This window comes from uncultured Shewanella sp., assembly GCF_947501665.1.
Classification (GTDB): Bacteria; Pseudomonadota; Gammaproteobacteria; order Enterobacterales; family Shewanellaceae; genus Shewanella.
In genome coordinates this window covers 49,329-75,777 of record NZ_CANMWS010000021.1, presented here as the reverse complement: position 1 = coordinate 75,777, position 26,449 = coordinate 49,329, and the positions used below count along the sequence as shown (strand labels likewise).

The 26,449-nt window shown below is 41.9% G+C and carries 17 protein-coding genes; 9 read left to right on the top strand and 8 right to left on the bottom strand.

Annotated elements, in window-relative coordinates; genetic code table 11:
* Positions 1–85: 85 nt before the first annotated feature.
* From Q0976_RS16570 to gltS, 7 genes are all read left to right on the top strand, one after another.
* Positions 86–1,372: a citrate synthase gene (locus tag Q0976_RS16570; protein WP_299494978.1), complete on the top strand. Its 1,287-nt coding sequence runs from the start codon at positions 86–88 to the stop codon at positions 1,370–1,372.
* A gap of 327 nt (positions 1,373–1,699) precedes the next feature.
* The gene (locus Q0976_RS16565; protein ID WP_299495010.1) at positions 1,700–2,758 is read left to right on the top strand and encodes an efflux RND transporter periplasmic adaptor subunit; all 1,059 of its coding nucleotides are present in this window, start codon (positions 1,700–1,702) and stop codon (positions 2,756–2,758) included.
* Positions 2,759–2,769: 11 nt separating this feature from the next.
* A complete protein-coding gene (locus Q0976_RS16560) occupies positions 2,770–6,048 on the top strand; it encodes an efflux RND transporter permease subunit (RefSeq protein WP_299494977.1) in 3,279 nt (1,092 codons plus the stop codon).
* Complete coding sequence (locus tag Q0976_RS16555; protein ID WP_299494976.1) at positions 6,045–9,101, top strand: efflux RND transporter permease subunit; 3,057 nt, start codon at positions 6,045–6,047, stop codon at positions 9,099–9,101. The genes Q0976_RS16560 and Q0976_RS16555 overlap by 4 nt, the downstream gene beginning before the upstream one ends.
* A gap of 532 nt (positions 9,102–9,633) precedes the next feature.
* Positions 9,634–10,464 (top strand): DUF2971 domain-containing protein, encoded by an 831-nt coding sequence (locus Q0976_RS16550; protein ID WP_299494975.1) that lies wholly within the window; start codon positions 9,634–9,636, stop codon positions 10,462–10,464.
* A 241-nt stretch (positions 10,465–10,705) separates the two neighbouring features.
* Positions 10,706–11,140 carry a GNAT family N-acetyltransferase gene (locus Q0976_RS16545; RefSeq protein ID WP_299494974.1) on the top strand — a complete coding sequence of 145 codons (435 nt, stop codon included), beginning with the start codon at positions 10,706–10,708 and terminating at the stop codon, positions 11,138–11,140.
* A gap of 46 nt (positions 11,141–11,186) precedes the next feature.
* Positions 11,187–12,389: a sodium/glutamate symporter gene (gene gltS / locus Q0976_RS16540; protein WP_299494973.1), complete on the top strand. Its 1,203-nt coding sequence runs from the start codon at positions 11,187–11,189 to the stop codon at positions 12,387–12,389.
* A gap of 265 nt (positions 12,390–12,654) precedes the next feature.
* On the opposite strand, the gene Q0976_RS16535 is transcribed toward gltS, so the two are convergent.
* The 6 genes from Q0976_RS16535 to Q0976_RS16510 form a co-directional block, all read right to left on the bottom strand.
* On the bottom strand, positions 12,655–15,663 hold the full coding sequence (locus Q0976_RS16535) for a hypothetical protein (protein WP_299494972.1): 3,009 nt from the start codon (positions 15,661–15,663) through the stop codon (positions 12,655–12,657).
* A gap of 450 nt (positions 15,664–16,113) precedes the next feature.
* Complete coding sequence (locus Q0976_RS16530; protein WP_299494971.1) at positions 16,114–16,851, bottom strand: serine/threonine protein phosphatase; 738 nt, start codon at positions 16,849–16,851, stop codon at positions 16,114–16,116.
* Between the two features lie 264 nt (positions 16,852–17,115).
* Positions 17,116–17,292: a Trm112 family protein gene (locus Q0976_RS16525; protein ID WP_299494970.1), complete on the bottom strand. Its 177-nt coding sequence runs from the start codon at positions 17,290–17,292 to the stop codon at positions 17,116–17,118.
* 26 nt (positions 17,293–17,318) lie between these two features.
* Positions 17,319–18,311 (bottom strand): tetraacyldisaccharide 4'-kinase, encoded by a 993-nt coding sequence (gene lpxK / locus Q0976_RS16520; protein ID WP_299494969.1) that lies wholly within the window; start codon positions 18,309–18,311, stop codon positions 17,319–17,321.
* Positions 18,311–20,125 (bottom strand): lipid A export permease/ATP-binding protein MsbA, encoded by a 1,815-nt coding sequence (gene msbA / locus Q0976_RS16515; RefSeq protein ID WP_299494968.1) that lies wholly within the window; start codon positions 20,123–20,125, stop codon positions 18,311–18,313. Before msbA ends, lpxK begins: the two co-directional genes overlap by 1 nt.
* Positions 20,126–20,157: 32 nt before the next feature.
* Positions 20,158–22,479 (bottom strand): DNA internalization-related competence protein ComEC/Rec2, encoded by a 2,322-nt coding sequence (locus Q0976_RS16510; RefSeq protein ID WP_299494967.1) that lies wholly within the window; start codon positions 22,477–22,479, stop codon positions 20,158–20,160.
* Positions 22,480–22,510: 31 nt separating this feature from the next.
* Between Q0976_RS16510 and Q0976_RS16505 the strand changes: the two genes are divergently transcribed.
* Positions 22,511–23,038 (top strand): DUF2062 domain-containing protein, encoded by a 528-nt coding sequence (locus Q0976_RS16505; RefSeq protein WP_299494966.1) that lies wholly within the window; start codon positions 22,511–22,513, stop codon positions 23,036–23,038.
* Positions 23,039–23,075: 37 nt separating this feature from the next.
* Here Q0976_RS16505 and Q0976_RS16500 read toward each other — a convergent pair whose 3' ends face one another.
* Together Q0976_RS16500 and Q0976_RS16495 are read right to left on the bottom strand one after the other, a co-directional pair.
* On the bottom strand, positions 23,076–23,879 hold the full coding sequence (locus tag Q0976_RS16500; RefSeq protein WP_299495009.1) for a M23 family metallopeptidase: 804 nt from the start codon (positions 23,877–23,879) through the stop codon (positions 23,076–23,078).
* 57 nt (positions 23,880–23,936) lie between these two features.
* Positions 23,937–24,815, bottom strand: a complete 879-nt coding sequence (locus tag Q0976_RS16495; RefSeq protein WP_299494965.1) for a 6-carboxytetrahydropterin synthase — start codon at positions 24,813–24,815, stop codon at positions 23,937–23,939.
* A 239-nt stretch (positions 24,816–25,054) separates the two neighbouring features.
* Here Q0976_RS16495 and Q0976_RS16490 point away from each other — a divergent pair, with 239 nt between their 5' ends.
* A complete protein-coding gene (locus Q0976_RS16490) occupies positions 25,055–26,401 on the top strand; it encodes a dihydroorotase (protein WP_299494964.1) in 1,347 nt (448 codons plus the stop codon).
* Positions 26,402–26,449 lie beyond the last annotated feature (48 nt).

Sequence of the window (26,449 nt, the reverse complement as noted above, 5' to 3'; positions counted from 1 at the left end):
TTGAAATGTGATCACGATCCGCTGTAGAGTATTGAGCGCTTAATAAGCCGCACTCAAATAAGATACGAAGTAAGGAGAATGGGGTATGGCTGAAAATATAGCCAAATTGGAACTACCAGGAAACGACTCAATCGAGCTGCCTATCAAGAAAGGGACAGCCGGATTTGATGTTATTGATATCAGTAAACTAGGTAGTAAAGGTCACTTTACCTTCGATCCAGGGTTTCTAGCAACAGCCTCATGTGAATCAACAATCACTTATATTGATGGCAATCAAGGTATACTGCTACATCGCGGATACCCTATTGATCAGTTAGCCATGGATTCTGATTATTTAGATTTGTGTTACTTGTTGCTTTATGGAGAGTTACCCACTAAAGAACAGTATGAATCTTTCGTACAGAGCGTTAAACAACATACACTTGTTGATGAGCAGTTAGTTGCCTTTTTTAAAGGTTTCCGCCGCTCAGCACACCCAATGGCAATGCTTTGTGGTGTGACAGGTGCACTATCTGCGTTTTTCCAAGACTCGCTTGATGTCAACGATAAACAAGATCGTGAAACAGCCGTATTGCGTTTAGTCTCTAAGATGCCGACTATCGCAGCAATGTGTTACAAATATTCTGTTGGTCAACCTTTTATCTACCCACGTAACGATTTAAGTTATGCAGGTAACTTTCTCAGCATGATGTTTGCTGTCCCAACTGAAGAATATAAAGTCAATCCGATTGTTGAACGTGCTATGGATCGAATCTTCATTTTACATGCAGATCACGAACAAAATGCATCGACATCAACCGTACGTTTAGCTGGTTCATCAGGCGCCAATCCTTTTGCGTGTATCGCTGCTGGTATCGCATCATTATGGGGACCTGCCCATGGTGGAGCAAACGAAGCTTGTCTGAACATGCTTGAAGAAATCGGCAATGTTGATCGCATTCCTGAATTTATTGCACGTGCTAAAGATAAAGACGATCCATTCCGCCTAATGGGCTTTGGGCACCGTGTTTATAAAAACTTTGATCCCCGTGCTAAAGTGATGCGTGAAACCTGTCATGAAGTACTGGCTGAGCTTAATGTCAATGATCCACTGCTTGATGTGGCCATGGAACTTGAGCGCATCGCATTAGAAGATGAATATTTCGTGTCAAAGAAATTGTACCCGAATGTCGACTTCTACTCAGGGATCATCATGAAAGCAATTGGTATTCCAACCAGTATGTTCACTGTCATGTTCGCCCTTGCGCGGACTGTTGGCTGGATAACACATTGGAAAGAAATGCTTGATCAACCGGGTCATAAAATCAGTCGTCCTCGCCAACTTTATACTGGTGAAGCAAAACGTGATTTTATTCCTACAGATAAACGATAAACATGACATAACCTCAGGGTTATGACTCATAAAAGGCGCAATGAGCGCCTTTTTCTTTGCCCATAAACAGCAAGAAGTAAAAAACACATTATTTTTAGCATTATTTCACAGTCAAAAATGAACTCCCTTCCTATCGTTTAGTCAAATCCACCACAAGTTAAACAATTACACTACAAGTGATTATCAAATCGACACAAAAGGAGTGCGGTACAATATAAGCTGTTAATTTTAAATAGTAAAAATAATTGGCACAATTAATGCTATGGAATAAGCATTACTGCAATGAAGAATAAAAATAAGGTTAAGGACACCAAAATGACAGCACAAATCAAACATCATACCCTGTGGGTATTGATGCTAATGGCACTCTTTGGCATAAGCGCCTGTAACAACACCGAGTCCACGGAAGCAGAAACCGAATATGCCGTTCCGGTGAAAACGGATATTGCCAAACAAGGCGATGTTTCTTCATTTTATAACACGACAGCCATTTTAGAAGCCCCAGAAGAAGCCAGAGTCGTCACTCGCCTTACAGGGCTCATTACCCAGCTGACTGTCGAAGAAGGTGATAGCGTCACTCAAGGTCAAATCATGGCTATTATTGATGCAAAAAGACAAGAATTTGATCTCGCCCACCTGCAAGCCGAAGCACAAATTATTGAACAAGAATTGCAACGCCTAAAACAAATTAAAAATAAGCAGTTTGTCAGCGCCGATTCCTTAGCAAAACTAGAATATAAATTACTGTCTGCTCGCGCTAAACAAGATTTAGCCCAACTGCAAGTCACCGAAAGCCAAATTCGCTCCCCCATTAACGGTATTGTCGCTAAACGCACAGTCAAAATAGGTAATATGGCTCAAGAGTTTGATGAGTTATTTTATGTTGTTAATCAAGATAAACTGCATGCCATCGTGCACTTACCTGAAGCGCAGCTCCCCTACTTACGTATAGGGCAAACAGCCAAAATCTACACCAGCCATCAGAAAGACAATACCCTTAATGCACAAGTCCTACTCATCAGTCCCATTATCGACACCCAAAGTGGCACCTTTAAAGTCACTTTACAGCTCCCTAATTCAAATGCACAACTGAAAGCCGGTATGTTTACCCGCGTTGAAATTCGCTACGACACCCATAAAAATGTCATTACTGTGCCCGCCCAATCCATCATAGATCAAGATAATCAATATACTGTTTATGTCGTTAATGGTAATAAAGTACAAAAAAAACAAGTCACCATTGGATACAAGCAAGATAACACCATCGAAATTATCTCTGGTATCAAACTCGGGGACAATATCGTCACCCACGGACTGCACAATTTAAAAGATCAATCTCTTGTTGAAATCATCAACCCACTGACGCTAGCGTCAAGCCATCAATAAGGGTTATTCACATGTCAATCATTCAAACTGCTGTAAAACGGCCGGTCAGTGTCTGCATGTTTATGCTGGCGATCATGCTATTTGGCATGGTGGGGTTTTCTCGACTCGCCGTTAAGTTACTGCCCGATTTAAGCTACCCCAGTGTCACTATTCGCACACTTTATGAGGGTGCAGCCCCCGTTGAAGTTGAGCAACTGATCGCTAAACCGATAGAAGAAGCCGTGGGTATTGTTAAAGGCTTGAGGCAAATAAGCTCCATATCCCGCGCGGGTTTATCCGATGTTGTGCTAGAGTTTGAGTGGGGAACAGACATGAACATGGCTAGCTTAGCCATTAGAGAAAAGCTCGAGACCATTAATTTACCCCTCGATATTAACAAACCTCTATTACTGCGATTTAATCCTAATCTTGACCCCATTATGCGATTGGCACTGTCGATGCCCAATGCCAGCCAAGGGCAGCTAAAGCAAATACGAACCTATGCGAATGAAGAATTAAAACGCACATTAGAATCCATTAAAGGGATTGCCTCAGTCAAACTCTCCGGCGGCTTAGAGCAAGAAGTCCACATTCAATTGGATCAGCATAAACTAAGTCAACTGAAACTCAATGCCCTCGACATTAAAAACCGTATAGAACAAGAAAACGTCAACTTATCAGCAGGTAAAGTATTACAAGGCGATAAAGAATATCTCGTGCGGACACTGAACCAATTTAATTCCTTGGAAGAACTGGGACAAATCATCATTTATCGCAATGGCACTCAGCTCATTAGGCTCTTTGAAGTCGCCGATATTATTGATGCCCATAAAGAACGCAGCGACATGACCCGGATCAGCGGGCAAGAATCCATCGAGCTGGCAATCTACAAAGAAGGAGATGCCAATACCGTCGCCTCAGCAAAACGAATAAAAGATCAATTAAGCCGTCTTCAAGCCCTCTATCCCGAGGCCTCGCTGGACATTATCTTTGATCAATCCGAGTTTATTTCTCAGGCCATCGACGAAGTCATTAACACAGCATTAATCGGCAGTCTCTTGGCCATGTTAGTGATTTATTTTTTCTTAAAAGACATTATTCCCACTTTAATCATCTCAATTGCCATTCCTTTTTCTGTCATTGCCACGTTTAACATGATGTATTTTAGTGACATCAGCCTGAATATGATGTCACTGGGGGGCATCGCGCTCGCGGTGGGATTATTAGTGGATAATGCCATTGTGGTACTTGAAAACATTAACCGCTGCCAATCACAAGGTATGGATAAGACACAAGCCGCTATCACGGGCACCAAGCAAGTGGCTGGTGCTATTTTTGCCTCAACGTTAACCACGTTAGCGGTTTTTATTCCACTGATTTTTGTTGACGGCGTTGCAGGCGCCTTATTTTCCGACCAAGCACTCACGGTCACTTTTGCCTTAATCGCCTCCTTAATTGTCGCATTAACCACTATCCCTATGCTCGCGTCAAGAAAAGGCCTAAATACCCTCACTCAACCCACATCCAATATGGCAGCCACTCAGTCAACGGGCACACCAACAAAAAGTCAATCATCAAGCCTACATCAATGGCTCAGCTTACCGCTTCATTTTATGTGTCGCACCGTCCCTTTTGCATTAATCACAGGCTTTCTCACTCTTATACGAGCCTTTACTTGGTTAGCAAAATGCCTGTTTAGCCCTTTTTTAAGCCTGTTTGATAAGAGTTACCACTTTATAGATAGCTATTATGCCAACATGCTCAAAACGGCATTAAGAAGAAAAAAAACATCCCTCATAATCGCCTTAAGCCTTTCTGTCGCTGCGGCCGCATTGTTACCCAAATTGGGCATGGAACTCATCCCCACCATGGATCAAAATAATTTTTATGCGGATGTGCTATTGCCACCTGGCACACGCGTCCACCAAACTGACGCGGTATTACAAAAATTAGCGTCAGCCATTGACTCCCAACCAGACGTCAAGCAAGTCTTCAGTCAAGCGGGCAGCAGTGGACTGATGACGTCAAATACTGAGCAAGGAGGTGAGAACTGGGGACGCTTACAAGTTAAACTCAAAAATAAACAAAGCTTAAGTGTCGTGTCGCAACGTTTACGTCAAGCGGCAATGTTAATTCCCGCGGTTGAGCTCAAGATTGAACAACCGAGCCTGTTTAGCTTTAACACCCCCCTTGAAATTGAGCTCAGTGGTTATGACATCAAACAGTTAACCCAAACCTCTCAAGCTATGGTAGAGGCCTTAAGTCAGGACAAACGCTTTGTGGATGTTCGCACGAGTTTACGCACCGGCCAACCTGAGCTCAGTATTCGTTTTGATCACGCAAGACTCGCGGCCCTTAATATGGATGCTCCCACTGTCGCAAATCGCATCGCACAGCGGATCGGTGGCACATTTGCCAGTCAATACACTATTCAAGACAGAAAAATCGACATACTCGTTCGCAGTCAACTTATTGAGCGCAATAGCATCAGTGACATTGACAGCATGCTCATCAATCCAGACAGCGAACGTCCCATTACTTTATCAGCTGTCGCAGATGTATCATTAACATTAGGGCCTTCAGCAATCAACCGCCTTCACCAACAACGTGTGGCATTAGTCAGTGCCAATATTGCTTATGGCAATTTAAATCAAGCGGTTGAACAAGCTAAGAATATTATCGCCAAACAACCATTATCTAACACCATACAAGTGCGATTTGGCGGTCAAAATGAAGAAATGCAAACCTCATTCACCTCATTAAAAATGGCCCTTTTATTGGCCATTATTTTGGTTTATTTGGTAATGGCCAGTCAATTTGAATCCTTAATGCATCCTCTGTTTATTTTAATCACCATCCCCATGGCACTCGCTGGCAGTATTTTAGGCTTATACCTCACCCACACTCCGCTCAGTGTAGTGGTGTTTATTGGTCTCATCATGCTCGCTGGTATTGTCGTTAACAATGCCATTGTGCTCATCGATAGAATTAATCAACTGCGCAGTGAAGGCTTAAATAAACCCCAAGCAATTATGCAAGCGGCTCAATCTCGACTACGCCCCATATTAATGACCACATTAACCACCACTTTAGGGCTATTACCCATGGCAATTGGTATGGGGGATGGCAGTGAAGTGCGAGCCCCTATGGCCATTAGTGTTATTTTTGGTCTGCTATTATCCACCTTATTAACCCTCATCGTCCTGCCAGTACTGTATAGCATCTTTGACCGCAAACAATTTTCATCAGCGGACATCATTCCCCCTCAAAGCGCTAGCACCTTGGCACCACAAAACGGAGACATTCGATGAGCCTCACAAAAATGGCATTAACACGACCGGTGACCACCAGCTTATTTTTTGTCGCCGCACTATTATTTGGTCTGGCCGCCACTAAATTGCTGCCGTTAGAATTATTACCCGGTATTGATATGCCGCAAGTGTTTATTGAAGTTCCCTATAAAGGCTCCACACCCAGTGAAGTCGAGCGAGAAATCACTCGAGTGCTAGAAGGCTCACTGGCCACCTTAAGTGGTGTCAAAGAACTGAACTCGACGTCTAATCAAGATGGCGCAGAAATCGAACTTGTCATGAAGTGGGGAGAGAATATTGCCACCAAAAGCTTAGAGGCCAGAGAAAAAGTTGATGCTGTTAAACATTTACTGCCCAACGATGTGGAGCGCATTTTTATTCGGCAGTTTTCGACCTCAGATCTGCCTTTAATTAATATCCGTCTTTCAAGTCAACATGCACTATCGGGCGCTTATGATTTACTTGAAAACCAATTGCAAAAACCATTAGAGCGTATTGAGGGCGTCTCTAAAGTCACACTCTACGGCGTCGATAAAAAGCAGATCCGAATTCAAATTGATGCGAAAAAGTTAGCGGCCAGCGGGATCAGCATTCAAGCATTAACTCAACGGCTGCAACGTGAAAATTTTATCGTTAATGCTGGTACTGTTCGCACTCAAGATCAAGTTTATCAACTCTCCCCCCAAGGTGAATACCAAAACCTCAAGGATATTTCAGGCTTATCCATTACCCCTCATGTCACATTAGGGGATATTGCCGATGTGCGTTATCAACTGCCCGAGCCCACGGAAGGTCGATTATTAGGCAGGCAATTTGCCATAGGACTGGATATCTTTAAAGCCTCGGGCGCCAATCTGGTCGACGTTTCTGAACGGGTCTTTAAGGTCATTGAACAAACTAAACAAAATAGCGAGTTTGATGGCATTAAGCTCTACATTATGGAAGATCAGGCCGATGGGGTAAAATCGTCCTTGTTTGATCTACTCACCGCTGGACTCATTGGCGCCCTGCTCTCTTTTATCATTTTGTACGTTTTTTTGCGGGATCTAAAAATCACTCTCATTGTCGTCAGCTCTGTCCCCATTGCCATCGCCATTACACTGGCAGTCATGTATTTACTTGGCTACAGCCTCAATATTCTGTCAATGATGGGGTTATTATTGGCCATCGGCATGCTGATTGATAATGCAGTGGTGATCACCGAAAGCATATTGCAAGAAAAGCAACAAGCAGCAAGTCATAAAGCTGAGCAAACCCAAGCGCTCATTAAAGGCGTTAATAACGTCTCCTTAGCCGTGCTGGCGGGTACCTTAACCACTGCCATCGTTTTTTTACCCAACATCGTTGGCGAAAAAGTCGAAATCACCTTGTTTTTAGAACATGTCGCCATTGCGATTTGTATCGCGTTAGCGAGCTCATTACTGATCGCAAAAACCCTCATTCCCTTACTGCTCAATGTTATTCACTTTACACCGAAAAAAACGAGCGCTCCCTCCCGTCTCAGCCACACATACCAAGTATGGCTGAGTCGCTTATTAAATTACCCCAAAACAGGCGGGTTTATCGCCTTGGTATTATTGGCCTCAACCGCCATTCCAATGCAGTTTGTCAAACAAGATCAAGATGATAATCAAGGTAATGAGCGCTTATTTCTTAACTATAACGTAGAAGGACGCCACCACCTTGATGTCACTAAGTCCATGGTTGATCGCATGGAGGCCTACCTTTATGCCCATAAAGACACCTTTCATATCGATACGGTATACAGCTACTATGCGCCCCACACAGCGCAATCAACCTTATTGCTCAAACCTGATCTCCCAATCAGTATCAATGCATTAAAAGATACCATACGCCAAGGTTTTCCCACCTTCACACAGGCGAGTCCTCAATTTGGTTGGGGAAACCAAAATCAAGGCCTACGGGTGTCATTAACTGGACGTTCTACCGCCAAATTAATGCAATTAAGTGAGCAAGTCGTCCCCTTACTCGCACGAATTGAAGGATTAAGCGATGTCCGATCGGAAGTGAACCACGCTCAGCAAGAAGTGATTATCACCATAGACAGACAACTGATCGCCAGACTCGGATTAAGTCTTGAGCGCGTGGCCCAAGATATCGCCACCGCCCTTAGAGGGCAGATGTTACGCTCTTTTCGTCACGCCCCAAATGGCGAACTGCGGATCAATATGCGCCTCTCACCCAACCAACTCTCTTTATCCCAGCTTAAAGCCTTGCCCATACTGCGCATCGGCACACAGGTCTTCGATTTAGAAAGCCTTAGCCACATATATATTCAACCTAGGTTTGACAGTATTCGTCACTATGACAGGCAAACTGCCTTAACCATAGGGGCCAATCTGGATGACTTGTCCCTGCAAGAAGCCCAGACCCAAATCATTAAGGTCATGGACACCATTCATTTTCCCCCGGGTTACCGCTATTCGTTAACGGGTGGGTTTGAGCGGCAAAATGAAGAAAAAAACATTATGCTCACCAATATGATATTGGCAGTTGCCATGATCTATATTGTCATGGCAGCACTGTTTGAATCACTGTTATTACCCACAGCCATTATTAACGCCATTATTTTTTCAATCACAGGCGTATTTTGGGCCTTAATGCTCACCGATACCCCTTTATCCATGATGCCCATGATTGGCATATTAATTTTAATGGGCATCGTCGTGAATAACGGCATCGTATTAGTGGATCAAATCAACCAACGCCGCCCGTCACTCGATACCTTATCTGACGCCATTGCCACCGTCTGTGTCACTCGACTGCGCCCCGTGCTCATGACGGTATCCACCACAGTGCTGGGGTTATTACCACTGGCCATGGGCGACACCCAAATTGGCGGCGGTGGCCCCGCTTACGCGCCCATGGCCATCGCTATTATTGGCGGCCTTCTCTTCTCCACGATCACTAGCTTGTTTCTCGTGCCCTTATGCTATCAGGCCCTATACCGCTTGCGCCATCGAGCGGGTGTGCAATTTGCCAACGCCAATCAAGCGTCTAAAAATTTGTTACCGAGATTGATGAGAAAGTGATTTATGAAAAAATAGATGTAGAGAAAATAATGACGAGAAAATAGTAAAAACATAAAGGGTGAAGAAATAGTTTTATGAGGTATTAGTGAGTGCGACCACCAGTGATGACCTTTGTTTATCACTGGTAGGCATAAGTGAAAGCTGGCTTATATATTCATATATTCACTAAAGGGAGTATTCCCATATCGATTTTATCATGCTAATAATCAATGTTTTTTTAGTGGTTATCGTAGTTAAGACAGTTAAGAGTTGATATGAATGTAAAATTAGAAAAATTAACCTGAGCTTGCCTAACTACCTATTGTCAGCCAAATACCCAGTGATAATGAGCTTTATCGCTGGTAGGGATAAAGATCATTATCTTTTATAGATAAACTTTAGTTGAATTGTGTTTAACATAAACTTTTGTGTTTGAAGGGGTTTTCTTGTAATTTCTCAATGGGGTGTGTCATGATACTCGGGATTTAAAGTGAACAGTGGTTAATGAGTAGCTTAATAATTTTGTTTTATAATTTTGATAATGGAATGAGTTATGTCTGATATTGTTTATCATTATACTGATTTAAATGCTTTACATGGGATCTTAGAAAATAAGGTCATTTGGTTGAACAACATTCAATTAATGAATGATTCTACAGAAAACTCGTTATTTTTTGGAAAGTTAAAAAAACGCTTCGAAAAGTTAAATATGGAAGAAATATACGCCTCAGGTGTAGAAAAAGCTTTTAAAAATATTGATACTTATTGTACTTCATTTTCAAAGAAACCAGACTTATTAAGTCAATGGAGGGGATATACACCTAATGAGGGAGGATACTGTATTGGTTTTGATCGTTCAAAATTAAAAAGAAGATTGGTAAAAGGCAATAAAAATACAGGAGATGATAAAAATAGGCATTTGGGAGGGCATGTTAGTTTCATTTATGATTGTTTATATGATGAAGAGGAACAAAATGTAATAGTTAATAACGTTGTTGATGAATTGATCAAGTTGCATAATCTATATCGTAGCCAAGAAAACAATTCGGATTTACGGGATATTATTCACATTAATACTTTTATCGACTTATCTGTTCATCAAGCTACTTTTAAAAATAAACATTTTTGTGAAGAGGATGAGGTTAGGTACGTTTTTTCATTAGATAAACCTGATATTCAAGAGAAACCCTTTTTTAGAGCGGGTAATATTTTAAAATCTTATTATGAATTATCCATTCCTGATGATGCAATAAAAGAAATTTATATTGGCCCATGTGAAAATATAGAGTTGAAAAAACTTTCATTGGAGCATTACTTTAGATGCTCTAATATAGATCCAACAGATATGATTAAACTTAGTGAAATACCTTTCCGTAACACATGAGTTCCCCTTCCCGCCCCAATTTACCAAAATAATAAAAGTACGCCACAGGACTGTCACTTAGACAATTCCTCTCACCCATGAAAAATGCCCCCATGTAAAATGACACTCTTGTTAAATATTAATTATTCCTTAGCTATTCCTTAGATTTTCCTAGATCTCAGTAATAACGACAGGCTACACTGCGTGCTCGCGGCTACACATGGATTTCATTCAGAATAAGAGATAGAAATAAGAGTAAAAAATGAAAATAGAAAATGTACGCCCCGAAGATTACGCAGAAATGCTGAATGTGTGGGAAAATTCAGTTAGGGCCACCCATAACTTCATCACTGAAGATGATATTGCGTTTTTTAAACCTATCATTATTGAGCAAGCTTTTCCTGCTGTAACCTTAAGGTGTGTGAAAAATGAAAGTGGCTCAATACTAGGTTTTGTAGGTATTCATGACTCAAAGGTTGAAATGCTGTTCATTCTAAACGAAACCAGAGGACAAGGTATTGGTCAGCGGCTACTGCGATATGCCATTGAGCAGTTAAATGTTACCAAAGTAGACGTGAATGAGCAAAATCCTCAGGCTGTCGGTTTCTATGAGCATATGGGGTTTAACATCATTTCACGTTCACCCTTAGATGATATGGGAAAACCCTTCCCCATTCTGCATATGGCACTGAAATAAGAACATATAATGGACAGCCGTTTTTTAAGAGAAACTGGGAGAAACAATGACAGAAATACTCATAAGCGGTGCCGATGTGGTGATTTTAACTATCATGGTCTGGTTTGTCGGCAGTTTTCTCAATAAACAATTTTCTATTTTAGAGCGCTTCAATATCCCTGTCGCCGTCACAGGTGGTTTTTTGTTCAGTCTGTTTATTGCTATTATCTATAAGGTTTCCGGTATAAAAATCGTGTTTGATTTAGCACTGAGAGATCAAATGATCTTAGTGTTCTTTTCAACAGTAGGCCTGTCAGCAAAATTCCGAACATTGGCCGCAGGCGGTAAGGCGCTGCTTATTCTCACCCTCGTCACGGCAGTGTTTCTCATTTTACAAGATTTAGTTGGAGTGGGTATTGCCACTGCATTGGGGGTTAATCCTGGATATGGACTCTTTGGCGGCAGTGTCTCCTTTGCCGGCGGTTTCGGCACCGCTATCGCTTGGGGGGATATCGCACAAGAAGCCGGACTAAAAGGTGCGACGGAAGTGGGGATCATGTTTGCGACACTTGGGCTCATTGCTGGCGGCATGATTGGCGGACCCGTGGCGACATTTTTAATTAATAAATATCAATTGACGCCTTCACCAGAGGATCTCGACAACACAACCGATGTCATCACAGCACCAGAAAATAACCCCATGAGCACTAAAGTCAGAAGTGCCCTTGGCACCTTGATGATTTTGGCAATATGTGTGCAGGCAGGGGATCTGGTTAATGCCTATCTTTCTGGGCGAGGTGTGACCTTGCCCGGTTTTCTAACGGCCATGCTAGTCGCCATCATTATCACCAATGTTGCAGATGGTTTTAAGCTAAAACTTTCAAAAAATGCCATTGATATTGTACAGGAAATCAGCCTGCAACTCTTTCTTTGCCTGAGCTTAATGAGCATGCAACTTTGGATATTCTCAGGCACCTTGGGCCCTGTCATATTCGTGACGCTCACACAAACCCTAATGATGATTTTTTTCGCTATCTTTATCGTGTTTCGCTTGCTAGGGCGAGATTATCAAGCTGCGGTCATTTCTTCAGGCTTTATCGGCCTTGGATTAGGCGCCACTCCCGTGGGCATCGCCAATATGAATGCCGTCACGGCAAAACACGGTCCTTCTCCTAAGGCCTTTATTTTAGTGCCCTTGGTCGGCGCCTTTTTTCTTGATTTAATGAATGCGACAATAATACAAGCTTTTCTTCAATTTATAGGGCCATAGAAAACAGTCGAGTGCTGCCAAGCTATCATTGCCAACTCACCAAAATCTCTTTCAGCACAAGCTTATTGATAGTTTGACGTTTTTATTCCAAAGTCATCAGCGGTGAAGGCTTGTGTCAATCAATACTCAAATTTATCGTCAGCGCTAATATGCCCGTGACACTTCAAGCTGCAGGATTCAGCTTAAATAAAAAGCGATTTAGCTATAATAAACAATTGCATCACCCTACCAAAAAGTGATGCAATGTTAACCTCAATTTAAAATCTTAAGGGGTAATAGAGCTTTCAATTAAGATTAAAGAAGAGGTGAGTTCAGTTGCAACGGCACGACTATCATTACCATAATTATTCCCGCCCCATGTTACCACGCTACCATCGACCTTCAGTGCTGCAAAGGCAGAATTTGTAGAATAAATAGCCGTAATATCAATCAATTCATCTGCGACAGTATGACTATCACCACCAGAATAACTATTCCCCCATGTCACCACACTGCCATCTAACTTAATTGCCGCAAAAGAGGAATCGTTTGCATAAACCACTTGAATATTCGTCAATTCGCTCGCCTCTAAAGTGATAACATTCTGGCCAACGTATCCAGCTTTTTCAGCCCTTCCCCAATGACCATGACTATCTCCTCCCCAAGTGACCACTGTACCGTCTGCAGTTAATGCCGCAAAGGCTGAGAGACTGGTATAAATTGTCGTAATATTATTCAGTTCATCCACCACCTCACTGCTGTCACCACCAGTATACTCACTCCCCCATATCACCACACTACCATCGCCCTTGAGTGCCGCAAAAGCCCCCCTTGTTGAATGAATCGATTTAATATCAAATAATTGATCAGCAACGGTACTGCTGTCACCTCCAGAATAATTATCACCCCATGTCACCACGTGGCCATTAGCTGTGAGTGCCGTAAAGGCAGATTCAGTTGAATAAATCATTATAATATCATTTAATTGACTTGCGACTGCACTGCTGTCACCACCAGTATACTCATTACCCCATGTCACCACACTGCCGTCATCTTTGATAGCCGCAAAAGCTGAGCCATTTGAATAAATCACCGTAATATTATTCAGTTCACTCACCACTGCACTGCTATCACCACCAGAATAATCATGACCCCATGTCACCACACTTCCATCAGTCTTGAGCGCCGCAAAGGCTGAATTAGTTGAATAAATCATTGTTATATCGATTAATTCACTTGCCACCACGCTACTGTCACCACCATGATACTCATCACCCCATGTCACCACGTGGCCATCGGTCGTTAGTGCCGCAAAAGCATGATTTGTTTTGTAAATATTATTAATATTAACTAATTCACTTTTCACCGCACTGCTGTCACCACCATAATTACCATCACCGTCATGAGCGCCCCCCCATGTCACCACACTTCCATCCCCCTTGAGTGCCGCAAAAGCTGACTCTGTAGAATAAATCGCGATAACATCGGCCAATTCATCAGCCACAGCACTGCTATCTCCACCATAGGCATTACCGCCCCATGTCACAATATTACGATCATTATCAAGTGCAGCAAAAGCAAGTGAATTTGAATAAATAGTTTTAATATCAACTAATTTATTCGCGACAGCACGACTGTCACCACCATGATTAGTCCCTCCCCATGTCACCACATTACCATCAGATGTTAATGCAACAAAAGCATAAGTATTTGAATAAATTTCCGTTATGTTGCTCAATTCAGTCGTAATAACACTCGTATCTGCACCAGAAGACTCACTCCCCCATGCCACCGCTTTCCCATGGACATTAATAGCCAAAAAAGCTTGGGATGTAGAATGAATAGACGTAATATCAATGAGTTCATTAACCACAGCACTGCTGTCACCACCAGAATAATCATGACCCCATGTCACCACTTGACCATCACCCCTGAGTGCCGCAAAGGCTAAATAGTTAGAATAAATCATCTTAATATCAATTAGTTTACTCGAAACAGCACTGCTGTCACCACCAGAATAATCATTACCCCATGTCACCACGTGGCCATCAAGCGTAAGTGCCGCAAAGGCATCCCTTGTCGAGTAAATATTAATAATATCAATTAATTCACTTGCCACCACACTGCTATCACCACCAGAATAATCATTACCCCATGTCACCACACGACCATCAGCGGTGAGTGCCGCAAAAGCTGAATAACTGGAATAAATCATCGTAATATCAATTAATTCACTCGCAACAGCGCTGCTATCACCACCATAATAGTCGTAGCCCCATGTCACCACACGACCATCGCCCTTAAGCGCTGCAAATGAAAAACTTGTTGAGTAAATCGCCTTAACATCAACTAATTGACTGCTCACAGCACTGCTGTCACCACCATAGTCACTATCACCCCATGTTATGACATGACCGTCAGACGTAAGTGCTGCAAAGGCAAAAGAATTTGAATAAATGGCAGTAATATCAAGTAATTCATTTGAAACAACATCATTTTTCTTTTCATATGGATCACCGCCCCATATCACTACCCTACCATCTTCCCTGAGTGCAGCAAACGCATACTGTGTTGAATAAACCTCTTTAATATTAATCAGTTCACTTGAAACAGAACGGCTATCACCGCCTAAAAACTCATTACCCCATGTCACCACTTGGCCATCAGCTGTGAGTGCAGCAAAAGCTGAACTAGTTGTAAAAATCGTCGTAATGTTTATCAACTCACTTTTAACGGCGCTACTGTCACCACCCGAGCCAATATCTCCCCATGTCACCACATTACCGTCAGCCTTGAGCGCCGCAAAAGCTGAGTCAGTTGAAAAAACATCCACAATATCATTAACGCCATACAACACATACTCACTTGCGGTAACTTGCTCATAACTATCTGTACCTATGACTTCAAGCCTCAGGGTATAATCTGAACCACTTATTTGGGGCATGTAAGTTTGCTCTGAGCTTACGAGCTTATTATTCACAATCCACTTGTAATCGTATAACTCTTCAACACAACTTGCACAAGTCACATGAGCACTATAGAAACCATCGACCAGACTCTTAGCGGTTAACTGAGTGATTTGAGGAGCTGATGATTTGGCCGCTGTTGTGGTATCATTATCAACTGTCCCAGAAGCATCTGTTGTACTGGTATTAATGGCTGTCGTGTCGTCAGAAGTCGTACTGGCAGAAGTTGAGGACGCATCATCACCACCGCACCCCATTAAAAAAAACATTAAAAGGCTGACTGAAATAAAGGAACGTAAAGAAGGGTTATACCTCATGAGATTACACATATTGACTCCTAACACCATTGATATATTTAGTTATTCCGTTCACTAATCTCACATAAAAAATGTGACATGAAATGCGAATAGTCTGATCTCAAACTCTATTTTTTTGTGAAAAAAGTTAAAAAATATAAAACACGCATTTCAGATACATAAATGTTAACTGTATAAAGTCAATATTGAATGATGCTTGAGTATGATATTGAGCTGATCTAATGAATATAACGACATTGTGAATTAATACTTTTTTACTATACCTTTAACACTTACTGTCATCACCTTGGCTGACGAAAGGTATAGGTATAGCTAAATCGATACACAAGAGCGGGGGCTTATTTTATCGTCTGTGAAGAAAAGTGCATTTCAATCTTACACTCTGGTTTATCAACAGAAATTGAATAAACAACTAATATAAAAAAAGCCTGAATATTCAGGCTTTTTTATTGCAAACTGTGGCTAGCACAATGAATTCGCTTCTTGTACCCTAAAGTGCCTCAATACCCAATAAACAGGCGTTAAATCACGTCCTCCTCGTTTTTTAAATAAAGAAACAGGATAATACAACCACTGCCATTTTTTTAAACATCGAGCAGCATTTTGCCAAATGGCTTCGCCACCATTTAAACGATAATGCTCAATAGCAGGCACAATGAAATCATGTAATGGCCCTAAATAACGATATAAGCTATGAATAAACACCAGTAAGTCTCTAACCTGCTGATAGTCTAAGTCCTTTTTATACTGGCTCGCTTCAAAATCAATAAAAGTCACATGGCCATTCTGCCAACTTATATCCCGTAATGCTGGGCGTCCATGGGCCAAACTCATTGTATGCAGATCAGCCAATGCCTTAGCACTATCATTTAAAATTTGATGCATGCAGGGCTTAGTGACTGCTTCTTCCGTTAGCCATTGCTTAACCGTTGAACCCACATCTTCAACCACAAAAAAATCTTTTTCTGCCAATACCAATTTAGGAACAGGCGCTAATTTTGCCGCCATGTTTTTCAAGGTCAGCACTTCCGTTTTAATGGCTTCTAACGGATTGGGCTTTAATAACCGCATAAAGCCTGAATGACGCTCAGCTTGCTTTAACCAATACCGCTTCCCTTGGTATTCGAAATTTGAAACACGCTCCCCCTTATGAAGGGCAAGTAATTCTATAATTACAGATTTAAACACATTATCTACCATGACTCAGACTCCATTCACATAAGACGGTAAATTGAAAGGTAACAAGAAAAAATAAAAAAGATAAGAAAAATAAACAGTATATAACTCCATCGAATAAGAAATAATCGAAGTAATTGACTGTTAATTATATATATAAGAGGCAGTATTAACAAATTTTAGCAAATAAAAAAGCGCCTTAAGGCGCTTTTAGACACAATTGCTTACGCATTAACAAAAAACTTAACGCATTAATTTAATATTCATGACCCAATTTTAACGATTCGTTTATTCAGGCGTCCAAGGTTGTGCTTGATTTTCAAGCAGAACTGGAATGCCTTCATTAATGGGGTAAACTAATTTATCAAACTTACACACTAACTGCTGTGCTTGCTTATCATAGGCTAATGCCCCTTTACACACTGGACATGCCACTATATCTAACAATTTTTTATCAAATATCATTGAATATATACCTTACTTAACCCTGTTTAGCTCTTAGTAGCCTGAACTTCATGACCCATTTTCACCAGTAAGTCTTGCTCAAAGCCCGATGCGATACTTGCATCAACAGCAAGATAGCCCCAATTCTCTTTTGCAAAATCCACACATTTAATCGCATCTTTCTCCGTCATCACTAAAGGATAACCGTCTGCCACTTTCATTAGCTCTGACAAGTGGTATGCTTGGTGATCATTAAACCCATGGGTTTGATGTACCTGATACCCTAATAGCTGTAAACTATTAAAAAATCGTTGCGGATCCCCTATTCCAGCCATAGCAACAATAGGTTCATCTAAGTGAAAAGTAAATGTTGAGTCCGTCAATAATGGTGTGATGGGCTTGGGCTGTAAGTGCATAGAATATTCACCTTGTTTAGCTTCACCACCATTCACAATAATAAAATCAGCCTGTTTAAGTCGCCACGCTCCTTCTCTCAAAGGACCCGCTGGTAACAACATGCCATTACCTAAACGTCGATTACCATCCACAACAACAATTTCAATATTTCTCGCCATAGTATAATGCTGCAGACCATCATCACTAATAATGATATCCACCTCAAAATCAGCCAGTAATTGCTTTGCCGCTTGAATCCGTTTAGGGCCAACAACCATAGGAACATGTGTACGCGCAACGATCATTGCAGGCTCATCACCGACTTCAGATGCCTTTGCTCCTACATGCACTGACTTAACACCGTCAATATCCACGCCGTAGCCTCGACTGATCACCCCAGGTTTATAACCATGACGACGCAAAAGCTCAATCAAAAATATGACTGTCGGTGTTTTACCACTACCTCCCACCGTAATATTACCCACAATAATCACCGGCACAGGCAGTATAATCTTCTCTTTAAACCCAAAGTGATATAAACAACGCCTTATGGCCGTGATAATGGCATAAAGCCAAGATAACGGCATTAATATCCAACGCCACAAGCTTTTTCCATACCAAACTTGATTAATCCAGGCCTGCATTATTCACCAAACTGCATTTGATAAAGATTGGCATAAGCCCCATTTTTCTCGATTAAGACTTGATGTGTGCCTCTTTCAATCACTTGACCTTGATCGATAACCAAAATCTGATCAGCACTTTCAATCGTCGATAACCTATGAGCAATCACAATAGAGGTTCGGTTATGACGTAAATTATCTAATCCCCTTTGAATGGCTTTTTCAGACTCGGTATCCAAAGCAGACGTCGCTTCATCTAAAATAAGCACAGGTGCATCACGTAAAATTGCACGAGCAATGGCAATGCGCTGCCTTTGTCCCCCCGATAGCATGACACCATTTTCGCCAATTTCAGTATCGAGACCATTGGGCAAGTCTTTAATGAACTCCATCGCATAAGCCAGCTCTGCTGCGTGCTCAATCTGCTCTCGAGTCACTTGACCAGAGTAAGCATAAGCAATGTTATTCGCGATAGTATCGTTAAACAGCGTCACTTGTTGAGAGACCAGCGCTACTTGCTTACGTAATGATTTAAGTGAGTATTGTTCAATGGGCATATCATCAATGCAAATTTCACCGGCACTCAATCCCGAATAGAAACGCGTGATTAAACTGGCAATGGTCGACTTACCGGACCCCGAGCGTCCAACAAGCGCAATGGTTTGACCTTGCTTAACTGAAAAATCAATGCCATTTAAGGCTTTTTTCGGTTGTTCTGGATAACTAAAGTCAACCCCTTTAAAGCATAAATCACCCCGCACACGCTCAGCTTCATAAGTCCCCATATCCACTTCAGGTGATGTATCTAACAGTTCAAAAACGGTTGTACAGGCCGCAATGCCTCGCTGAAAATCGGCATTAACACGGGTTAAATTTTTAATGGGCTGTAACATGGCCATCATGGCACCCAATAAGGATGCGAAAGTCCCTGCGGTTAATTCTGCTTTAAGTGAATCGATACTGGCGGCATAGAGCACGAATGCTAAGGCAAATGAACCGATAATCATCACTAACGGCTGACTAATCGCCTGAGTCGTGGCCAATTTCATATTCTGATAACGATTACGGTCGTTAATACGATAAAAGCGCTCTGATTCGACTTTTTGTCCACCAAATGACAGCACATTTTTATGACCCTTGATCATTTGCTCCGTTGCTGCGGTCACGCCTCCCATTGCGGCTTGGATTTGTTTTGACACTTTTCGAAAACGTCGGCTCACCACAGTGATCACAAGACCAATTATGGGCCCTATGACTAAAATGCATAACGATAATTTCCAAGAATAATAGAACATCAAACACAGCATTCCTAAAACGGTGATACTGTCTCTCACAATCGTAATTAACGCACTGCCTGACGCGCGAGCAATTTGCTCTGTATCATAGGTCACTCGAGAAATTAAATTGCCGGTATTTTCTCTGTCCATGTAGCTTACAGGCAATTTCAAATAATGTTCAAATACCTCTTGGCGCATATCTTGAATGAGTCTTGCACTCATATAAGCCACACAATAGGTTGAAGCAAAGTTAGCCAAACCTCGTAACGTGAATAAACCAATAACCACCAATGGGGCTATCATTAACACGTCATTACTGGCATTAAAGCCACCGCTGGTACCAAAATCTAACTGGCTACCCGGCGTGCTGACATTACTGGCTGCTCCGCCAAATCCTTCATCAATAAAAGGTTTAATCACAGCAATAAAAGCGGCATCCACTAATGCATAAACCATTAGCGCAATAATGGCACAAACAAAGACGGTTTTTAATGGTTTTAAATAGCCTAATAATCTCTTAAAGACCACCCAAGTTTCATTTTTATTAGATGTTGTCATTGACCCAAGCTAGCAAATGGAAAAAGAGCATTCTACTCTGCTTTACTCGCTTCGCCAAATCCAAACAAGCGGTTATACCAAAAAGGGGCTAAATCTTGACGATATGTTACCCACTCCCATGACATTTGATGAAAAAGAATACTAATTTGCCCCATTTTCCCCGTTGTGGCCACTTGACTGCCTTGATCGATATAACGAGTAACAACGTCTGATTTTGGAAAGCCATAGCGATTATTTAGCCCAGCAGGAAAGATGGTTAATTGTGGTGACACCGCTTGAACAAACCCCTCAATCGATGAGGTTAAACTGCCATGATGAGGTGCGATAAGCACTGTGCTCTCCAACGCAGTCGAGCCCTTAAGCAGTAATCTTTCTCCACGACGTTCAATATCTCCAGTGAGTAACACACTCTGATAAGCATCACTGACTCTTATAACACAAGAGCCATTATTCCCTTTCATCTTTTGATTGGGGCCCAATATGTCAATTTGTAAACCTTGCCAATTTATCTTATCAGGGCGACAAGTCTGACCATCATAAGTCGATAGATCCGTAATGAGCCGTACATTGGGGTACGCATTCATTATATCCCTCGCACCACCAGCATGATCGTTATCCCCATGGCTTAAAATTAAATAATCCAATTGCCGAAGACCTTTAGCATCTAGAAAAGGGATAATCACTCTATTTGCATAACTAAAATGCTCACCATAAGCCGCACCGGTATCGTACAATAACCCACGGCCCGACTTTTCAATCACTACGGCTAACCCTTGTCCCACATCTAGAACATGGATACGCCAATCATTTGCTTTAGGCGGGAACAACCAAGTACTCACTTGCAAAATAAGTGGTAAGAACAATAATAAGCAGCAAATCTGCCACTTTTTATCTGTCACTCGAAAAAAAATGACACCGCCCAATAGCGCCACCATGGCGGCATAAATAACACGTTCAGGTAACACAATCCAACGTCCGATAAAGTGAAAACTTAACGCTAATAGCTCGCTAACAGGCCTTAAGCTCCAATCAAACAGTAAGAAAACAGCATTTAAATCAATATTAAATAATTGCCCTATTCCCCAAACCAGCACAGTCAATACCATAACGGGAATGACCACAAGACTAAACCAAGGAACCAAAATCAAATTAATCCAAAGACTGTGTAACGTAATCCCCCCGAAAAACAGGGCTTGCAATACCCCCAAACCTAAAGATAAACGCCATTGAATAGCCCAAAACAACACACACTTTGCTTTAACGCTCCCCAAAAGAATCGAATGAGATCTAACCTCAGCGTTAAAATCATGGTGCTCGGCTTGAATAACATAGCTTTGAATCGTTAATAAAATAATAGTTAACGCACTAAAAGATAGCCAGAAGCCTGCACTGAGCACCGATACAGGATCCACAAGGAGTACAAAAAACAGTGCATAAAGTAATCGTTCCCAAGCTGAGGAAAAACGCTTAAATAAAGCCAACCCCATAACCAGCAGTAACATGATAAGTGCACGCTGTGTCGAAATAGAAAAGCCTGCGAGATAAGCATAAAACACGACTGCAACAATACTAGAAAAAGTGGCCACATAAAGGTGACTACGGCCAAAAGGTGGACAACACTGCCTTAATAGCCAAAACACTGATATAAACACCCACATGCCAACAACACTTAAATGTAAGCCTGAAATCGCCATTAAATGCCCAGTGCCAGTTTGCCGTAATGCTTGCCAACGCTGAGCTGAAATGTCTTGTTTGTCGCCAGTGATTAACGCAAGCATAAAATCATTATTGTTAAAGTGCTCCAAAATAGGTTTGAGAGTATTAATCAATTGTGCCCTTAGCGGCACGCTTTCTTCCAATAAACGCCCAGAAAGCACTTTTCCTTTAGCTATGATATGCTTACTTAACAAATTTTTTTGCTGATTATAGCCACCTTGATTCAGCACACTCGATATCGACTTTGGTCTAACCTCAAGTTGCCAAGTTTGGCCTATTTGTAAAGGAGGCGGTTTCGACCAAGTTAATCTTAACTTTTTAGTTACCCAATGGAATGAATTTACACCTGTTAGCTCAATGTCTAAATTTATCCAGTCGCCGTTTGTGTGAACTAATGCTATTATTTCGCCCTCTAATTTAACAGACGTTGAGTGGGCAGGCACATTCCACGACATAAGTTGATGGTAAAATAAGCCCAACCAAGCCACCGCAAATACGCTGCCTGAAAAAAGTGGTGACAGACGAAAGATAAAACCTGACGCAAGCAGTAAGAAAAAGACATACGAAAAAGGTGGCAACGCAGGCCACACAATAGCTGAAATAATGGTTACACAAAAACCCAGTAGAAATCGATTCATCAAGAATAAGTTAAGGCTGTAAAGTACAGATATGCCAAAAAAATTAATAGAAAGGTTTATGCCAAAGCCTGAAGTGTTGCAAAATCATAAACATTTACGCATCTTTGGCAAATTGCTTCATAAAACCAATTTATGGGCATTAAATCGACGCTCAGCCCCGGGTGCATTTGCAGTGGGCCTTTTTGTCGGCTGGATCCCAATGCCTTTTCAAATGGTACTTGCAGCAGCACTGGCGATTGTATTCAATGTCAATATTCCGGTGGCGGTTGCACTGGTATGGATAACCAACCCGTTAACCATGCCCTTTATGTTTTATGGGGCCTATATTTTAGGCACAAAAATTTTAGGCTATCATGAACGCCCCTTTGCTTTTGAAGCCAGCTGGCATTGGATTGAATCGTCTCTGAGCACCATAGGCCCACCTTTCCTTGTGGGCTGTTTAACTTTGGGTATTATTTTTTCTGCTAGTAGCTATATATTGATCAAAGGCATGTGGCGTTATTCTATTATTTTGAAATGGAAAAGCCGCAACAGTAAAATTTTATATACGAGAAAATAAAGCACATAAAAAAACCAGCACAAATGTGCTGGTTTTTTTACTCTTTCTTTGCTAACACACTCGCCATTGAAGGGACAATCGTCGTGGGATCAAGCCGCATTTGATACCAATTGACTCGCCAATCTAAGTGTGGACCAGTGGCTCTACCTGTCGCCCCCACCTCTGCAATCGGTTGCCCTTGTTTGACCTTATCGCCCACCTTTACATACAGCTTACTTAAATGCAGAAAACTTGAACTGAGACCATAGCCATGATCAATAATTAAGGTCCCGCCAGAATAAAACATATCATTCACAGACAAGCTAATCTGGCCATCTGCAGGGGCTACGATAGGTGTGCCGGTTTTTGCAGCAACATCAACACCATAATGAGGTGTACCAGGTTTACCGTTGTACACTCGTTGGCTGCCATACACACCAGAAATACGCCCGGTTAAAGGCCAAATAAAATCTTGTGCAAATGCCCCGCTAGGAGTAAATATTGCTCTTGCCGCTCTCACCTCTTGGCTATCTTTAGCCGAACGGGCTTGGGCTTTAGGATTGGGCTTCATGATTTTCTTACTGATCCCGTTCACCTTTTGAATACGATACTCACGCTCATTCAAGGTAAAGGGCACTAATTGGGATAATCCATCTGGATAGACTAAACGTAAGGATTGGGATAACGCAGGCTCTCTTGCAAAACCAAAAACAAATTGCCCATCAGGCGTCACTTTAATCGCTTCATCATTTAAAAAAACCGCTGTGCCCGGTGTGGTTTTAGCGCGGATCACCGCGCCAGGTTGCATGTCGCCAAAAAATTGCACCCCAGCAAACACGGTTTGGATTAAGCACAGGTTCATCAGTATAAAAAAGCCCAATCGACGCATCCTATATCCCCTTATTATTTAAATCGACTATCAAACAGATTTTTTTTCAACAATCGCCCCTTTACCCACACCTTCAAATGCGACGACTTTAAAATGACTCGTCGGCACTTTATCACTGAGTGTATTCGCAATAAAATCCGCGAGTAACTCAACTGTCGTATCATGGGGGATCATGTCGCAACACGTTTTTGGCATCGCCAATTGAAAATCCCCTTGCGGCGCTTGGTAATGAAAACCAAAATGTGTTTTATCAGATACTTGTGTTTGTACTGACAAAGATAACGTTGCCACAGGGACAAGATCTTCTTCCGTGCCTAAATAGATATCCTGCCAACGATCGGCCCAATATTCATCCCATTGGGTTGCAGCAACACCATTTTCATAAATATGGATCGGGCTACGGTGCCCATGAGCGATACGCTGACAATTCCCATCATGTTTTTTAAGGCCATGGCTATAGTGATAAAAAGGAGTTGCATGCTCCTCGTTACGTAATACCAATGTGATCCCTTCGACATTGTCAGGCAAGACTTCAGTTAAGGCTTTCTTTAAAAAAGTATCAACACTCTCAAACGTAATGTTCTCCGCAGGAATAAGCGCGAAGGCCTGTGCGGGACACGCAAGATGAATATTTCCTTTTGAGCTTGAAAAGTCCATCCATACTCTGTCACCTTGTTGCTGCCAACGCACTTCACTGCATGCAGTAGGCACAAGCAAGCGATGATCAGCAATATCATCAATGGTATCTTTAATGGTGCGTTTGACTTTAGCGAAGTCTAACACCATATTTTGCTCATCGAGCCCACCACTGAGGATCACATCCACAATCCAACTTTCCCCAACCATGCCACGTTCTGCACACAAATACGAAAAATCGATGACGGTTAAATCTTTAACAAACAATTGCATTGAAACTCCCAGGCAGAAAAACAGTCTACCTATTCACGCCCATTCAGCAATGGCCGAAAGGCAAAAAAATGTTAATATACTGACCTCATCCTTGAAAAACACAGCATCATTGCAACAAATAATGCCATTGTTTTAGAGCACGAAGACGAATCCCCCATTTTAATATGATCCTCCCCTTCTTTTCGAGTATTATATGAATGTCTTAGACATAAAAATTAACTCTTCAACTCAGGTATCCTATGAAAACCCTTATTTGCAATGCTCAATTGGTTAACGAAGGTACAATCACAGCGCAAGATCTGTTAATTGAAAACGGTCGGATCAGCCAAATTGCCCCGCATATTTCACCGACAACAGAAATGAAAGTCATCGATGCAGCAGGCAAATACTTATTACCCGGCATGATTGACGATCAAGTTCACTTCAGAGAGCCCGGTTTCCCGAATAAAGGCACCATAGCCACAGAATCTAGAGCGGCTGTTGCTGGAGGGATCACCAGTTTTATGGAAATGCCTAACGTCAACCCACAAACAACCAATTATCAAGCCTTACAAGATAAGTATAATCGAGCTCAGCAAAGCTCACTTGCAAATTTTAGTTTTTATCTTGGGGCTACCAATGACAACTTAGATGAAATTAAAAACTTAGATCCTAATGAAGCCTGCGGGGTCAAAATTTTCATGGGGGCATCAACAGGGAACATGTTAGTCAACAACCCTGATACCTTGGAAGGCATTTTTGAACATTCGCCAGTGCTCATTGTCACTCACTGCGAAGACTCTCCGATGATAGCCGCCAATGAAGCCAAAGCTCGAGAGCAATATGGAGACAATATTCCCATGGCCCTTCACGGTGAAATACGCTCTCGTGAAGCCTGCTTAAAATCCTCTCAATTGGCCACAAAATTAGCCTTAAAACACAAAGCAAGGTTACATGTTCTGCATCTCACCACAGCCGATGAATTATATCAATTTAAAGCCGGTAAAACCTTAAGCGAACTCAAAGAAGCTAACATTACGGCAGAAGTCTGTGTGCATCATTTAACTTTTAATGATGGAGATTATGAACGTCTAGGGACGCAAATCAAATGTAACCCTGCGGTGAAAAAAAAGAGCGATCAAGATGCTTTGATCCAAGCCGTTAAAGATGATGTGATTGATATCATCGCTACCGATCACGCTCCACATACTTGGGATGAAAAACAAGCAGAAAGTTATTTTAAAGCTCCTGCTGGCGTACCTTTAGTGCAACATGCCCTATTATCTTTACTGGATTTACATGCTCAGGGTCATTTCAGCCTTGAAAAAATAGTACAAAAAACCAGTCACGCCGTCGCGGAGCGCTATCAGGTTAAAGATAGAGGTTATTTACGTGAAGGCTATTTTGCCGATTTAGTCTTAATTGATCTTAATAGCCCCTTTACCGCCACCAAAGAGAATACTCGATATCACTGTGGTTGGAGTCCTTTTGAGGGACATGCTTTTGCAGGGAGCATTGCCGGCACTTGGGTAAATGGTAACCATTTGTTTGATGGTGAAAAGTTTATCGACAACACCTTTGGCCAAAAGCTGACGTTTAATCGATAACACACAAGCTAAATCATAAAAAGCACTCAACGGAGTGCTTTTTATATC